The 15380-nt window shown below is 73.1% G+C and carries 13 protein-coding genes; 3 read left to right on the forward strand and 10 right to left on the reverse strand.

Features of this window, described 5'->3' with window-relative positions; genetic code table 11:
* The first annotated feature begins 22 nt into the window (after nucleotides 1-22).
* Nucleotides 23-1078: an isopenicillin N synthase family dioxygenase gene (locus BKI49_RS16540; RefSeq protein WP_095935055.1), complete on the forward strand. Its 1056-nt coding sequence runs from the start codon at nucleotides 23-25 to the stop codon at nucleotides 1076-1078.
* 31 nt (nucleotides 1079-1109) lie between these two features.
* On the opposite strand, the gene BKI49_RS16545 is transcribed toward BKI49_RS16540, so the two are convergent.
* Nucleotides 1110-2210: a citrate synthase 2 gene (locus BKI49_RS16545; protein ID WP_095935056.1), complete on the reverse strand. Its 1101-nt coding sequence runs from the start codon at nucleotides 2208-2210 to the stop codon at nucleotides 1110-1112.
* 497 nt (nucleotides 2211-2707) lie between these two features.
* Between BKI49_RS16545 and pdxH the strand changes: the two genes are divergently transcribed.
* On the forward strand, nucleotides 2708-3346 hold the full coding sequence (gene pdxH, locus BKI49_RS16550; protein ID WP_257004846.1) for a pyridoxamine 5'-phosphate oxidase: 639 nt from the start codon (nucleotides 2708-2710) through the stop codon (nucleotides 3344-3346).
* Between the two features lie 36 nt (nucleotides 3347-3382).
* Here the strand turns inward: pdxH and BKI49_RS16555 are convergent, their stop codons facing one another.
* From BKI49_RS16555 to BKI49_RS16590, 8 genes are all read right to left on the reverse strand, one after another.
* A complete protein-coding gene (locus tag BKI49_RS16555; protein WP_095935058.1) occupies nucleotides 3383-4000 on the reverse strand; it encodes a TetR/AcrR family transcriptional regulator in 618 nt (205 codons plus the stop codon).
* Entirely contained in the window at nucleotides 3988-4722 is a 735-nt protein-coding gene (locus BKI49_RS16560) for an enoyl-CoA hydratase family protein (protein WP_095935059.1), read from the reverse strand. Before BKI49_RS16560 ends, BKI49_RS16555 begins: the two co-directional genes overlap by 13 nt.
* Complete coding sequence (locus BKI49_RS16565; protein ID WP_095935060.1) at nucleotides 4719-6284, reverse strand: 4-coumarate--CoA ligase family protein; 1566 nt, start codon at nucleotides 6282-6284, stop codon at nucleotides 4719-4721. The genes BKI49_RS16560 and BKI49_RS16565 overlap by 4 nt, the downstream gene beginning before the upstream one ends.
* A 28-nt stretch (nucleotides 6285-6312) precedes the next feature.
* A complete protein-coding gene (locus BKI49_RS16570; protein WP_095935061.1) occupies nucleotides 6313-7473 on the reverse strand; it encodes an acyl-CoA dehydrogenase family protein in 1161 nt (386 codons plus the stop codon).
* A 100-nt stretch (nucleotides 7474-7573) separates the two neighbouring features.
* Nucleotides 7574-9433, reverse strand: coding sequence for an acetyl/propionyl/methylcrotonyl-CoA carboxylase subunit alpha (locus BKI49_RS16575; protein ID WP_095935062.1), 1860 nt, complete (start codon nucleotides 9431-9433; stop codon nucleotides 7574-7576).
* A gap of 10 nt (nucleotides 9434-9443) precedes the next feature.
* Nucleotides 9444-11042 (reverse strand): acyl-CoA carboxylase subunit beta, encoded by a 1599-nt coding sequence (locus tag BKI49_RS16580; protein ID WP_095935063.1) that lies wholly within the window; start codon nucleotides 11040-11042, stop codon nucleotides 9444-9446.
* Nucleotides 11039-12727, reverse strand: coding sequence for an acyclic terpene utilization AtuA family protein (locus tag BKI49_RS16585; RefSeq protein ID WP_095935064.1), 1689 nt, complete (start codon nucleotides 12725-12727; stop codon nucleotides 11039-11041). Before BKI49_RS16585 ends, BKI49_RS16580 begins: the two co-directional genes overlap by 4 nt.
* A complete protein-coding gene (locus BKI49_RS16590) occupies nucleotides 12724-13518 on the reverse strand; it encodes a TIGR03084 family metal-binding protein (protein ID WP_095935065.1) in 795 nt (264 codons plus the stop codon). Before BKI49_RS16590 ends, BKI49_RS16585 begins: the two co-directional genes overlap by 4 nt.
* A gap of 181 nt (nucleotides 13519-13699) precedes the next feature.
* Between BKI49_RS16590 and BKI49_RS16595 the strand changes: the two genes are divergently transcribed.
* Nucleotides 13700-14329 (forward strand): hypothetical protein, encoded by a 630-nt coding sequence (locus BKI49_RS16595; RefSeq protein WP_095935066.1) that lies wholly within the window; start codon nucleotides 13700-13702, stop codon nucleotides 14327-14329.
* Nucleotides 14330-14346: 17 nt separating this feature from the next.
* Here BKI49_RS16595 and BKI49_RS16600 read toward each other — a convergent pair whose 3' ends face one another.
* Nucleotides 14347-15345, reverse strand: a complete 999-nt coding sequence (locus BKI49_RS16600; protein ID WP_095935273.1) for an EamA family transporter — start codon at nucleotides 15343-15345, stop codon at nucleotides 14347-14349.
* Nucleotides 15346-15380: the final 35 nt, after the last annotated feature.

The following is a 15380-nucleotide window of genomic DNA, read 5'->3' on the forward strand; positions in this document are numbered from 1 at the left end:
GTACACCCTGCGGACGCACCTCATGACGACGTACACGTCTTCCCCGAACCACCGCCTGCCCGGGCCGCAGCACGGCTCCCGGCAGCTTCCGATCATCGATCTGTCCGCGGCCGACCGCGGACCCCAGGCCCGCGCCCTGCTGCACGCGCAGCTGCACAGCGCTGCCCACGACGTGGGCTTCTTCCAGCTCGTCGGGCACGGGGTGAGCGAGGAGGAGACCGGCGCGCTGCTGCGGGCGATGCACCGGTTCTTCGCCCTCCCCGAGGCCGACCGGCTCGCCCTCGACAACCTGAACTCGCCGCACTTCCGCGGCTACACCCGCACCGGCGACGAGCGCACGGGCGGCAGCCGGGACTGGCGCGACCAGCTGGACATAGGGGCCGAGCGGGCCCCGCACGTGCCGGGCCCCGGCGAGCCCGCCTACTGGTGGCTCCAGGGCCCGAACCAGTGGCCCGCCGCGCTGCCCGAGCTGCGCACCGCGGCGCTCGCCTGGATCGACCGGCTCAGCTCGGTCGCCGAGCGGCTGCTGCACGAGCTGCTGACCGCGATCGGGGCACCGGCCGGCTTCTACGACCCGGTCTTCGGGGAGCGGGCCCATCCGCACCTGAAGCTCGTGCGCTACCCCGGGAGCGCCGGGGACGGCGCCGATCAGGGGGTCGGCGCGCACAAGGACTACGGCTTCCTGACGCTGCTGCTCCAGGACCAGGTCGGCGGGCTCCAGGTGCAGCGGGAGGACGGGCTGTTCCACGACGTGCCGCCGCTGCCGGGTGCCTTCGTCGTCAACCTGGGCGAGTTGCTGGAAGTGGCCACGAACGGGTACCTGCTGGCCACCAACCACCGGGTGGTGAGTCCCGCCGGGGCCACCGAGCGGTTCTCGGTGCCGTTCTTCTACAACCCCCGGCTGGACGCCCGGGTCGAGCCGCTGCCCTTCCCGTACGCGTCCGCCGCCCCCGGTGTGACGACGGACCCGGACAATCCGCTCTTCGCGGAGTACGGCTTCAACGAACTGAAGGGGAAGCTGCGCGCCCACCCGCTGGTCGCCGCCCGTCATCACGCAGAGCTGCTCACCCCCGCGTGACGACCGGCGTGCGAGTGGGGCCCGGCGCCTCTCAGTGCGCGATGTCCTCGTATCCGACGATCTCCTGCGGGCCGCGCGCGGCGGGGCCCACGTAGCGCGCGGAGGGGCGCACCAGGCGGCCCGTGCGCTTCTGCTCCAGGATGTGCGCCGACCAGCCGGCGGTACGGGCACACGTGAACATCGAGGTGAACATGTGCGCCGGGACCTCGGCGAAGTCGAGCATGATGGCGGCCCAGAACTCGACGTTCGTCGCCAGGACGCGGTCCGGGCGGCGGGCGTGGAGCTCGGCGAGGGCCGCCTTCTCCAGGGCCTCGGCGATCTCGAAGCGCGGGGCACCGAGGTCGCGGGCGGTGCGCCGGAGCACCCGCGCGCGGGGGTCCTCGGCGCGGTACACCCGGTGGCCGAAGCCCATCAGGCGCTCGCCCTTGTCGAGGGCCTTCTTGACGTATGCCTCGGCGTCCCCGGTGCGTTCGATCTCCTCGATCATGCCGAGGACGCGGGAGGGCGCGCCGCCGTGCAGCGGTCCGGACATCGCGCCGACCGCTCCGGAGAGCGCCGCCGCCACGTCCGCGCCGGTGGACGCGATGACGCGGGCCGTGAAGGTGGAGGCGTTCATGCCGTGCTCCGCCGCCGACGTCCAATAGGCGTCCACGGCCGCGACGTGCTTGGGGTCGGGCTCGCCGCGCCAGCGGATCATGAACCGCTCGACCACGGAGTGCGCCTTGTCGATCTCGCTCTGCGGCACCATGGGCAGGCCCTGGCCGCGGGCGGACTGGGCCACATAGGAGAGCGCCATGACGGCGGCGCGGGCGAGGTCGTCGCGGGCCTGCTCCTCGTCGATGTCGAGGAGGGGTTTGAGGCCCCAGACGGGGGCGAGCATCGCGAGCGCGGACTGCACGTCGACGCGGATGTCGCCGGAGTGGACGGGGATGGGGAACGGCTCGGCGGGCGGCAGGCCGGGGTTGAAGGCGCCGTCGACGAGGAGACCCCACACGTTCCCGAACGAGACGTGGCCGACCAGGTCCTCGATGTCGACGCCCCGGTACCGGAGTGCGCCGCCCTCCTTGTCCGGTTCGGCGATCTCCGTTTCGAACGCGATGACTCCTTCGAGTCCGGGTACGAAGTCGGACATCAGGCGGCTCCTCGTGACGTGTGCGACAGATGGCTGTGGGGGTGTACGGCACGTACGGGTGTACGTGTGTTCGCGACCATGTGTCAGGCGTGTACGACAGGGCGACGGTCGATGGTCGTTCGACCGGCCGGTCCGGTTCCACGGTCGGCGGCGAGGACTCCGGGCGATTCCCGAAAGATCTCGGAAGTCGCCCGAACAGCCCTCTGCGACTCGCGGTCCGAAGCGGTCTCACCCCGGTGATGCCCCGTGCGGCTGGCGGTCATCCAACCGGAACGGCAGCAGCACGATATCCCCGGGTGCCACCTTTGGGGAGGGTTCGCGGCACTCAGTGCCACGCAGTGATGAACCACACTCCTCTCCGGGGAGGGCCGCGTATACGGCAAGATGACCGCGTGAACGATCGTTTCCCGGACGACTCCGCCGCCGAACCTCTCGTCCAGCGTGCCGCCGAAGCCGCGGATCCCTCCGAGGAGGAGCTGGCCGTCGACCCCGCCGCGATGCGCGCGCACTACCGCGCCGAGGGCCTGACCGAGGACGATCTCGCGGCGCACCCCATGGATCAGTTCGGCCACTGGTTCCGGCAGGCCGCGCAGGCGGCGGTGCACGGCTTCGTGCACGAACCGAACGCGATGGTCGTCGCGACGGCGGACGCCGACGGCCGGCCGAGCTCCCGCACCGTGCTGCTCAAGCAGTACGACGAGCAGGGCTTCGTCTTCTACACCAACTACGACTCGCGCAAGGCCCGCGAGCTGGCCGAGAACCCGTACGTCTCGCTGCTCTTCCCATGGCACCCCATGGCCCGGCAGGTGATCGTCACCGGCACGGCACGCCGCACCGCCCGGGACGAGACCGCGGCGTACTTCCGCACCCGCCCGCACGGCTCGCAGCTCGGCGCCTGGGCCAGCGAGCAGTCCTCGGTCATCGCCTCGCGGGACGAACTGGAGTCCTCCTACGCACAGTTGAGTGCCCGGTACCCGGAGGGCGAGCAGGTCCCGGTGCCGCCGAACTGGGGCGGTTTCCGCGTCGCCCCGCAGGCCGTCGAGTTCTGGCAGGGCCGTGAGAACCGGCTCCACGACCGGCTCCGCTACGTGGCCGAACCGGACGGCAGCTGGCGGGTGGAGCGCCTCAGCCCCTGAGGGACGGGCCAGGGCCCGGGGCTCCGGCCCGCGGCCTCAGTCCAGCGCCTGCTCCATCAGTGCTCCCCACTGCTCCACCACTCGCGCCCGCCGCGCCGCGTCGTCGGTGAGGAGGTTGGCGAGGCCGAGACCGCGGGCCATGTCCAGCAGGCCCTGCACCGTCTCGCGCACACCGGGCCGGGACTCGTCGGCGCCCAGCAGGTCGACCGCGATGCGATGGCTCTCACGGCCGACGCGGGCCTCCAGCTCGGTGACCCGCGTCCGCAGCTGGTCCTCGTTCGAGGCGGCGACCCACAGATGCAGGGCGGCGCGGAAGAGTGGCCCGGTGTAGAGGTCGACGAGGGCGGCCACCACGACCCGGCGGTCGGCGGCGCCGTCGGGGAAGAGGGCGCGCAGAGCGGTGGAACGCTCCTCGGCGACGTACTCGACGGCCGCGGTGAACAGGTCCTCACGGGTGGGGAAGTGGTGCTGGGCGGCGCCCCGGGAGACACCGGCGCGCTCGGCGACGACGGAGACCGTCGAGCCCGCCCAGCCGTGTTCGGCGAGGCAGGCCACGGCGGCTTCCAGGAGCCGCTGCCGGGTGGCCCGGCTGCGGTCCTGCTTGGGGACATGCGGAAGACGCCCGACGTGTTCCGTCGTGCTCACACCACCCATGCGGCATCCCGTCGTTCGAGGAAGGCGGTCATCCCCTCGGCGGCCTGCGCGGAGGAGAACAGCCGGGCCGAGAGCGCGGTCAGCCCGGCCGCGTCCCGGTCGAAGGTCTCCAGCACCTTAGCCGTGAGCAGCGCCTTGGTCTCGGCGAGAGCCTGGGGCGAGGACCGGCGTACCCCGTCGAGGATCGGGGCGAGCACCTCGTCGGCGTCGGGGCCCGCGGCCGTCAGCAGACCGGTGCGGACCGCCTCGGCGGCGTCGAAGCGTTCGCCGGTCAGGTAGTGACGGGCGAGGGCGCGCGGGTCGGTGCGGGGCAGCAGCGTGAGGGAGATCACGGCGGGTGCGACGCCGATGCGCACCTCCGTGAAGGCGAAGCTCGCCCCCTCCCCCGCGACCGCGATGTCGCAGGCGCCGAGCAGGCCGAGCCCGCCCGCCCGCACATGGCCGGTCACCCGGGCCACCACGGGCTTGCGCAGCTCGACGATCTGCCGCAGCAGTCCGACGAGGGCGTCCGGGTGCGGCGGGTCGCGCAGGTCGGCGCCCGCGCAGAAGGTGTTCCCGGTGTGGGTGAGGACGACGGCGCGCACGCCGTCGTCCTTGCCGCACCGGGTGAGCGCGTCGGCGAGTTCGCCCACGAGGACGGCCGACAGGGCGTTGCGGTTGGCGGGCGAGTCGAGGGTCAGCGTGGTGACGGCGCGGTCGTGGGCCGCGTGCACGACGGTCATGAAAGGCTCCGCAGCTGACGGCGCAGGATCTTCCCGGAGGCGGCCCGGGGGACCCCGTCGACGAAGGTGACCATGCGGACCCGCTTGTACGGGGCGACGCGTTCGGCGACGTGCATCATGACCTCGCCCTCGGTGAGGTCCGGTGCGGACGGCTGGCGCACCACGAAGGCGTGCGGGACTTCGTTGTTGTCTTCGTTGTAGACCCCTATGACGGCGGCATCGGCGATGCCGGGGTGGGTGAGCAGCAGCGCCTCCAGTTCGGCGGGCGCGACCTGGAAGCCCTTGTACTTGATGAGTTCCTTGACGCGGTCGACGACGAAGAGCCAGCCGTCGGCGTCGACATGGCCGACGTCCCCGGTGTGCAGCCAGCCGTCCGCGTCGATCATCGCGGCGGTGGCGTCTGGGCGCCCGAGGTAGCCCTTCATGACCTGGGGTCCGCGGATGGTGATCTCGCCGGCCTCGCCGACGCCCAGGTCCTTGGCGGGGTCGTCCAGGGAGACGATCCGCATCTCGGTACCGGCTATCAGCTTGCCGACGGTCCCGGGCGGCGGGTTCTCGGCGTCCAGGGGGACGACGTGCGTGCCGGGCGACAGTTCCGTCATGCCGTACGCCTGGCCGACGGGCGGCAGTCCGAGCCGCTGCGAACAGGCGGCGGCCAGGGCGGCGTCCAGCGGCGCGGCCGAGCAGATGATGTATTTCAGGGACGACAGGTCGTACTGCGCGACGGCCGGGTGCTTGGCGAGGGCCAGGACGATCGGCGGGGCCACGTACAGACCGGTGATGTGGTGCTTCTGGATGGCCGCGAGGAAGGTGTCCAGGTCGAAGCGCGGCAGCACGACGACGGTGGCGCCCTGCCTCAGCGGCGCGTTGATGAGGGCGGTCAGCCCGTAGATGTGGAAGAAGGGCAGCACGGCGAGGATGCGGTCGCCGGAGCCCATCGGCATGCACGGCGAGAGCTGTGCGAGGTTGGTGGCGATGGACCGGTGGGTGAGCATCACGCCCTTGGGGACACCCGTCGTGCCCGAGGAGTACGGCAGTGCCGCGACGTCCTCGACGGGGTCGATGTCCACCTGGGGCTCGGGCGCCGTGCTGCCGAGCAGCTCGATCAGCGAGCGGTGCCCCGCCGCCTGGTCGCAGACGAAGATCTCCCGTACGCCGCCCGCGAGTTCGGCCGCCTGGCGGGCGGTCTCCAGGAGCGGGGACACGGTCACGATCCAGCTCGCCGCGCTGTCCCGCAGCTGCTTGGCGAACTCCTCGGCCGTGGCCAGCGGGTGCACGGTGGTGACCGAGGCCCCGGCGCGCGTCGCCGCGTAGAACGCCGTGGGGAAGGCGATGGTGTTGGGGCTGTGCAGGGCCAGCACGTCGCCCTTGCGGACGCCTGCCTCGGCGAACGCGGCGGCCAGCCGACGGTGGAAGTGGTCGAGTTGGCCGTAGGTGAGCGTGGTGCCGTCGACGCCGTCGACGAGCGCGGGCGTGTCGCCGCGCTCGGCGGCCCCGCCGAGGACGGCCTCGTGGATGGGTTGCTCGACGGCCGGGACGTCTGCGTACTCGCTGCGGAACACGGTTCCTCCTAGAGCGGCTCGCCAGGTCCTAGTACGACTTGGGCAGACCCAGGGTCTGGTGGGAGACGTAGTTGAGAATCATCTCCCTGCTCACCGGCGCGATACGAGACACGCGCGAGGCCGTAATCAGGGAGGCGAGGCCGAACTCACGGGTGAGGCCGTTGCCGCCGAGCGTGTGCACGGCCTGGTCGACGGCCCGTACGCAGGCCTCACCGGCCGCGTACTTGGCCATGTTCGCCGCCTCCCCGGCCGCCACGTCGTCCCCGCGGTCGTAGAGATAGGCCGCCTTCTGCATCATCAGGCGGGCCAGTTCGAGTTCGATGTGGGACTGCGCCAGGGGGTGCGCGATGGCCTGGTGGGCGCCGATGGGCGCCTTCCAGACGGTGCGCTCGCGCGCGTACCCGACGGCCTTGGCGAGCGCGTACCGGCCCATGCCGATCGCGAACGCGGCCGTCATCACCCGCTCGGGGTTGAGGCCGGCGAAGAGCTGGAGCAGGCCGGCGTCCTCGTCGCCGACGAGCGCGTCGGCGGGCAGCCGCACGTCGTCCAAGGTCAGCTCGAACTGCTTCTCCGCGCCGTGCAGTTCCATGTCGATGGGACGGCGGCCGAAGCCCTCGGCGTCCCGCTCCACGATGAACAGGCAGGGCTTCAGGCTGCCCGTCCGCGCGTCCTCCGTGCGGCCCACGATGAGCGTCGCGTCGGCGATGTCGACGCCCGAGATGAACACCTTCCGGCCGGTCAGGACCCAGTCGGTGCCGTCCCGGCGGGCCGTGGTGGTGATCCGGTGCGAGTTGGAGCCCGCGTCGGGCTCGGTGATGCCGAAGGCCATCGTGCGGGTGCCGTCGGCGAGTCCGGGCAGCCACTGCCGCTTCTGCTCCTCGGTGCCGAACCGGGCGATGACGGTGCCGCAGATGGCGGGCGAGACGACCATCATCAGCAGGGGGCAGCCGGCGGCGCCCAGCTCCTCCAGGACGATGGAGAGTTCGGCTATGCCACCGCCTCCGCCGCCGTACTCCTCGGGCAGGTTCACGCCGAGGTAGCCGAGCTTGGCCGCCTCGGACCAGAGTTCGTCCGGGTGCCCTCCGTCGGCGACGACCTTGGCGAGGTAGTCGCGGCCGTAGCGCGCGCCCAGGGCGGCCACGGCGGAACGGAGTGCCTTGTGCTCTTCGGTCTCGACGGCGGAACTCATGGAGCCTCCTGAAGACGGAAAGTACGGCTGGTTCATGACGGGTTCGCGCGGTCCGGCCGGGTCGCGCGCGGTGCGGCGGCGCGGGCCGCCGACCGGGGCGTTACGGAGTGTCGTCCTGCGGGGCCGGCTGCACGACCGCGAGCAGCGCGCCCACCTCGACCTGCAGGCCGGGGGCCGCGTGCAGGTCCGTGAGCGTGCCCGCGGCCGGCGCGGAGATCTTGTGCTCCATCTTCATCGCCTCCAGCCACAGCAGCGGTTCGCCCGCCCGTACGAAGGCGCCGACGGCCAGGCCCTGGGCGACGCGTACGACGGTTCCGGGCATGGGCGCGAGCAGTGAGCCCGGGTCCTGCTGGGCGGTGGGATCGCCGAAGCGCGGCAGCGCGGTCAGCGCGGTGGCGTTCACGAAGACCTGGTCGCCGTGGCGCGCGATCGCGAAGTCGCGCCGCACACCGTCGACTTCGAGGACGACGAGAGAGTCGTCGGCGCGCACCACGCGTACCCCGTCGGCCGCGAGGCCCTCGCGGGTGTGGCGGTAGCGCGCCTCGTGCTCGGTTCCGGCCATCAGGTAGCGCTTGACCTGCGGCTGCGAGGCCACGTTGCGCCAGCCGCCGAACCGGGACCGGCCGTGCGCGTCGGCGAGGGCCGCTGCGAGCGGCGCGTACGGGTCGGGGGCGGGCTCGGTCAGCTCGTCCAGGTGACGGTCGTAGAACCCGGTGTCCATGCGGGCCCCGGCGAACTCCGGGTGCCGCAGGGAGCGGACGAGGAGATCCAGGTTGGTGACCGGGCCGTGCACGGTCGCCCGCTCCAGGGCGCCCGCCAGTTTCCGCACGGCCTCGGCGCGCGTGGGGGCGTGGGCGACCGCCTTGGCGAGCATCGGGTCGTAGTGGATGCCGATCTCGGCGCCGTCGGCGTATCCGGTGTCCAGGCGGATGCCGTCCGGGACGGCGAGGCGGTGCAGGACCCCGGTCTGCGGAGCCCAGGAGCGTGCCGGGTCCTCCGCGTACAGGCGGGCCTCGACCGCGTGTCCCCGCGCCCGGGGCGGCTCGTCCTCCAGGGCGCCGCCCTCGGCGACCCGGATCTGCAGCGCCACCAGGTCGATGCCGAACACGGCCTCCGTCACCGGGTGTTCCACCTGCAGGCGGGTGTTCATCTCCAGGAAGTACGCCCGGCCGTCCGCGACCAGGAACTCGACCGTCCCGGCGCCCACGTAGTCGACGGCGCGGGCGGCGCGCACGGCCGAGGCGTGCAGCTCGGCCACGAGCTCGTCGCCCAGGCCCGGCGCCGGCGCCTCCTCGACGACCTTCTGGTGACGGCGCTGGAGGGAGCAGTCGCGGGTGCCGAGCGCCCAGACCGTGCCGTGCGTGTCGGCGAGGACCTGCACCTCGACGTGCCGTCCGCCTTCCACGTACGGCTCGACGAAGACCTCGCCGTCGCCGAACGCGCTCAGTGCCTCGGCGCGTGCCGCCGCGAGCTCCGCGTCCAGGTCGGCCAGGTCCCGCACGATCCGCATGCCGCGTCCGCCGCCGCCCGCGGCGGCCTTCACCAGCACGGGCAGGTCGCCGTCCGTCACCGACGTGAGGGGTTCGATGCCCATCAGCTGCTTGGCGCGGGTCTTGGAGGCCATCGCCTCGATCGCCTCGGGCGGCGGCCCGATCCACACGAGGCCGGCGTCGAGGACGGCGCGCGCGAAGTCGGCGTTCTCGGAGAGGAAGCCGTAGCCGGGGTGCACGGCGTCCGCGCCCGCGTTCAGCGCCGCCTTCACGATCAGGTCGGCGCGCAGATACGTCTCCGCCGGGGCGGCGCCCGGCAGCCGCACCGCCGCGTCCGCCATGCGTGTGTGCAGGGCGTTCTCGTCGGCGTCGGAGTACACGGCGACGGTCCGGATCCCGAGTTCGCCGCAGGTGCGGAAGACGCGGCAGGCGATCTCGCCCCGGTTGGCGACAAGGACTGAGCTGATCACTGGAGGGACCTCACATCCGGAAGACGCCGAAGCCACCGCGCACGCCCTCGTAGGGCGCCGTGTGGATCGCGGACAGGCACATGCCGAGGACGGTGCGGGTGTCGCGCGGGTCGATGACCCCGTCGTCGTACAGCCGGCCGGACAGGAACATCGGCAGCGACTCGGACTCGATCTGCTGCTCCACCATGGCACGCAGCGCGGCGTCGGCCTCGTCGTCGTAGGGCCGTCCCTTGGCCGCGGCCGACTGCCGGGCGACGATGGACAGGACGCCCGCGAGCTGCTGCGGGCCCATGACCGCCGACTTGGCGCTCGGCCAGGCGAACAGGAAGCGCGGGTCGTAGGCGCGCCCGCACATGCCGTAGTGCCCGGCTCCGTACGACGCCCCCATGAGCACCGACAGGTGCGGGACCCGGGAGTTGCTCACCGCGTTGATCATCATGGCGCCGTGCTTGATGATGCCGCCCTGCTCGTACTCCTTGCCGACCATGTAGCCGGTGGTGTTGTGCAGGAACAGCAGCGGGATGTCCCGCTGGTTGGCGAGCTGGATGAACTGGGCGGCCTTCTGGGACTCGGCGCTGAAGAGCACACCCTGGGCGTTGGCGAGGATGCCGACGGGGTACCCGTGCAGGGCGGCCCAGCCGGTCGTCAGGCTGGTCCCGTAGCGGGGCTTGAACTCGTCGAAGTCCGAGCCGTCGACGATCCGGGCGATCACCTCGCGCGGGTCGAAGGGGTGCTTGAGGTCGCCGGGCACGATCCCGAGCAGTTCGTCCTCGTCGTACTTGGGCGGGGCGGCCGGGCCCGGATCGCCGTACGCCTTGCGGTGGTTGAGACGGGCGACCACGCGCCGGGCCTGCCGCAGCGCGTCCTCCTCGTCGACGGCGAAGTAGTCCGCGAGTCCCGACACGCGCGCGTGCATCTCGGCGCCGCCCAGGGACTCGTCGTCGCTCTCCTCGCCCGTGGCCATCTTCACCAGCGGCGGCCCGCCGAGGAAGACCTTGGCCCGCTCCTTGACCATGATCACGTGGTCGGACATGCCGGGGACGTACGCCCCGCCCGCGGTGGAGTTCCCGAAGACGACCGCCACGGTGGGGATCCCCGCCGCCGACAGCCGGGTGAGGTCGCGGAAGATCGCGCCCCCGGGGATGAAGATCTCCTTCTGCGAGGGCAGATCGGCGCCGCCCGACTCGACGAGGCTGATGCAGGGCAGCCGGTTGGCGAGCGCGATGTCGTTGGCCCGCAGGGCCTTCTTCAGGCTCCACGGGTTGCTGGCGCCGCCGCGCACGGTCGGGTCGTTCGCCGTGATCAGGCATTCGACCCCCTCGACCACGCCGATGCCGGTGACGAGGGAGGCGCCGACCGTGTACTCGCTGCCCCAGGCCGCCAGCGGCGACAGCTCCAGGAAGGGCGTGTCCGGGTCCAGCAGCAGTTCGATGCGTTCGCGTGCGAGCAGCTTGCCGCGCGCGCGGTGCCGGGCGACGTACTTCTCGCCCCCGCCCGCGAGGGCCTTGGCGTGCTCGCCCTCCAGTTCGGCGAGCTTGGCGGCCATCGTCTCGCGGTGGGCCGCGTACTCGGGGCTCTTGGTGTCGAGCGCGGTGGGAAGGACGGTCACAGGAGGCTCTCCGGAATGTCCAGGTGGCGGGAGCGGAGCCATTCGCCCAGGGCCTTGGCCTGGGGGTCGAAGCGGGCCTGGGAGGCGACGCCCTCGCCGAGGATCCCCTCGACGACGAAGTTGAGGGCGCGCAGGTTGGGCAGGACGTGCCGGACGACGGTCAGCGGGGCGCTCTCGGGCATCAGCTCCCGGAACCGGTCGGCCGTCAGCTCGTGGGCCAGCCAGCGCCAGGCGTCGTCCGTGCGCGCCCACACGCCCACGTTGGCGTTGCCGCCCTTGTCCCCGCTGCGGGCGCCGACGACCCGGCCGAGCGGTGCGCGGCGCGTCGGCCCCGGCGGCAGGGGGTCGGGCAGGACGGGGTCCGGGACGTCGTCGAGGACGCGGGTGTCCGGCGCCCCGGGCACCGGGATCCTGCGTCCGTCGTCCAGGACGGCCGTGTGGGCGACGGCCTCCTGGGGGACGTGCACGGCCTCGAAGACGCCGTAGGGCGCGCCCTTGCCGGGGGGTGCCACCACGTGGAAGCCGGGGTAGCTGGCGAGCGCCAGCTCGATGGCCGCGCCGCTCAGCGCGCGCCCGACGGTCTGCTGGTCGGGGTCCCGCACGACGAGCCGCAGCAGCGCGCTCGCCGTCTCCTCGGTGTCCGCGTCGGACCGGTCGGTGCGGGCCAGTTCCCACCGCACCTGGGCGGGCGGCGACTTGGCGAGCGCGTCCGTCATCTGCTCGCGGACGAGCGCGGCCTTGTCCTCGACGTCGAGTCCGGTGAGGACGAAGACGACCTCGTTGCGGAAGCCGCCGAGCTTGTTGAGGCCGACCTTGAGGGACGGTGGCGGCGCCTCGCCGCGCACACCCTCGATCCGTACGCGGTCGGGGCCTTCCTGGCCGAGCCGTACGGTGTCCAGTCGCGCCGTGACGTCGGGTCCCGCGTACCGGGCGCCGCCCGTCTCGTAGAGCAGTTGCGCGGTGACCGTGCCGACGTCGACGAAGCCGCCGGTGCCGTCGTGCTTGGTGATGACGCAGCTGCCGTCCTCGTGGAGTTCCGCCAGCGGGAAGCCGGGCCGGCGCACGTCGCCGTCCCGGAAGAACGCGTAGTTGCCGCCGGTGGCCTGGGTCCCGCACTCCAGCACGTGACCGGCGACGACGGCGCCCGCGAGCCGGTCGTGGTCGGTGGGCGCCCACCCGAAGTGGGCGGCGGCGGGCCCGGTGACCAGGGCCGCGTCGGTCACCCGCCCGGTGACCACGACGTCCGCGCCCTCCCGCAGGCAGGCGGTGATGCCGAAGCCGCCGAGGTAGGCGTGCGCGGCCAGACTGCCGGGGTGTTCCGCGGTGAGGTCGTCACCCTCGACGTGGGCGACGCGCACCGGGATGCCGAGCCGTTCCGCCAGCTTCCGCACGGCGTCGGCGAGTCCGGCGGGGTTGAGTCCCCCGGCGTTGGTGACGATGCGCACGCCGCGCTCATGGGCGAGGCCGAGGCAGTCCTCCAACTGCCGCAGGAACGTGCGGGCATAGCCGGCGGCCGGGTCCTTGAGGCGGTCCCTGCCCAGGATGAGCATGGTCAGCTCGGCGAGGTAGTCGCCGGTCAGGACGTCCAGTTCGCCGCCGGTGAGCATCTCGCGCACGGCGCCGAAGCGGTCGCCGTAGAAGCCGGAGGCGTTGCCGATGCGGAGCGGGGCTGCCGGGGCGCTCACCGGGACGTCTCCCGCGGCGCGCGGCCGGTGCCGGGCGGGCCCGCGAAGGCCTGGGCGATGTCGAGCCAGCGGTCGGCGTCGGTGCCGTCGGCGCGCACGGCGAGGTCGGCGCGGTGGGCGCGCTGGGTGACCAGGAGGCAGAAGTCGAGCGCGGGACCGGTGACGCGCTGGGCCGCGTCCTCGGGGCCGTAGGTCCACAAGGCGCCGGAGGGAGCGGTGACTTCCACCCGGAACTCCTCGGCGGGTGCGGGGAGTCCGTGGGCGCCGAACGCGAAGTTCCGTGCCCGGACGCCGATGCGGACCACGTGCCGCAGCCGGTCGGTGGGGGCGCGGACCACGCCGAGCGCGTCGGCGACGTCCTGGCCGTGGGCCCAGGTCTCCATGAGCCGCCCGGTGGCCATGGAGGCGGTGGACATGGGCGGCCCGTACCAGGGGAAGCGGGCGCCGGCCGGGGCCTCGCGCAGGGCGCGGTCGAGCGCGGTCCGCCCGTCCCGCCACCGTGCGAGCAGGTCGGCGGGCGCGAGCCGGGCGCCGTCCTCGGCCCCCTGGTCCACGAACGAGTCGGGGGCCGCGAGCGCCTTCTCGACCAGGGCGTGGAAGGCGTCCGCGTCCGTGACGGCGAGCAGTGCGGAGTGGTCGGTCCAGGCGAGGTGGGCGATCTGGTGGGCGACGGTCCACCCTGCGGCGGGCGTGTCGAGCGCCCACCGGTCCGCTTCCAACTCCCCGACCAGCCGGTCGAGTTCCTCGCTCTCCTGCTGCAGATCGTCGATCACTGACGACGCGTCGGACACGATGCGCTCCCTCGGGGCACGACGTTGTGTGCCCCGGAGCATGTCAGCGACCACAGAAACAAGCAAGCATGCTTGCATTAATTCTCGTGGCCACGGCGGGCGGACGGCCGGAGGCGCGCGGGAATCCGGTACGAAGCGGGGAGTTTGTCGTGGTCAGGTCACCCGGATAGGCTCTGCCGCCATGCTTCCCGCCCCCTCCCGTCCCGGTCCCGACGCCACCGTCCACCGCTTCGGCATGCGGCGGCTGCGGACCGGACTGCCCGGCACGCTGATCGCCCTGTGCCTCGCCCCGCTCCCCCTGGCCCTCACCGCGGCGCAGGACGGGGCGGGCGCCGGGCGGTGGGCCTTCGCCGTGGTGTGGCTGCTGTTCTGGGGCGGACTGGGGGCACTGATGTCCTACGCGCTGTGGGCGGGGCGCCGGACCCTGCTCGCCTTCGACGCGTACGGCGTGTGGTGGTGGCACAGCCCCGAGCGGTACGCGGCGGTGCCGTGGCAGTCGCTCGCCGGCGTCGGCCTCCACTGGGCGCACAAGGGCAGCGCCAGGGCGGGCCGGAAGGTCATGAGCCTCGAACTGTGCCCGTACGGCGACGTCGACGCCGACGACCCCGTGCTCCGGCCGCTCGTCGTGCGCGACGAGCCGCTGCGCCCCGGACTGCCCGAGCGCCGCTACCGGATCGGGATCCCGACGTACTCCGGCCGCCGCTGGGGACGCGAACTGGCCGCGTCGGCCCATGCGCGGGCGCCGCACCTGTGGTTCGGCGAGCACGAGCGGCCGTACGGCCGTCCCGCTCCGGTGCAGCGCACCAGCTGAACCGGCGCGCGGGGCGCTCAGCCCGCGGAACCTCCGGTCGCCGCCGGCAGCGGCTCCTGCTCCAGCCCCTTGACCCTCCCACGGCCCACCTGCGTCCGTACCGCCCCCATGCTCGCCGCGATGACGAGGGCGATCGCCAGGGCCTGGGTGACCGACAGCGCCTGACCGAGGACGAGGAAGCCCGCGGTGGCGGCGACGGCCGGTTCGAGGCTCATGAGGATGGCGAAGGTGGAGGCGGGCAGCCGCCGCAGGGCGAGGAGTTCGAGGGTGTAGGGCAGGACCGAGGAGAGGACGGCCACCGCCCCGCCCAGCACCACCGTGGTGGGGACGAGGAGTTTCGAGCCGGACTCGGCGATCCCCAGCGGCAGGAAGGCCACCGCCGCGACCACCATGGCGAGGGCGAGCCCGTCGGCCTGGGGGAAGCGCCTGCCCGTACGGGCGCTGAAGACGATGTACGCCGCCCACATGGCGCCGGCGCCGAGCGCGAAGGCCACACCGGCCGGGTCGAGGCTGCTGAACCCTCCGCCGCCGAGCAGGAAGACGCCGCCGAGCGCGAGGCCGGCCCAGACCAGGTTCACGGCGCGCCGGGAGGCGAGCACGGAGAGCGCGAGGGGGCCGAGCACTTCGAGCGTGACGGCGGGGCCCAGCGGGATCCGGTCGACCGACTGGTAGAAGAGGCCGTTCATCGCGGCCATCGTCAGACCGAAGACGACGACGGTGCCCCAGTCGGCGCGCGAGTGCCCGCGCATCTTGGGGCGGCAGACCGCGAGCAGCACGACCGCCGCCACCAGGAGCCGCAGGGTCACCACGCCGAGCGCGCCGGCCCGCGGCATCAGACTCACCGCGAGGGCGCCGCCGAACTGCACGGAGATGCCGCCGGCGAGGACCAGTCCCACGGGCCCGAGAGCGCCCCGTCGGCCCGGTCCGCCCGCCGTGGGCGCACCCGGCGCGGGGGCGGGAGCCATCGCGGGGGCGACCGAGGCCGGGGAGGACGGGACGGCGCTGGGGGTGTTCACGGGACCTTCCAGGGGATCGACGCGGGATTCGTTCA

It is taken from the genome of Streptomyces sp. Tue6028 (assembly GCF_002300165.1).
GTDB classification, from domain to species: Bacteria; Actinomycetota; Actinomycetes; order Streptomycetales; family Streptomycetaceae; genus Streptomyces; species Streptomyces siamensis.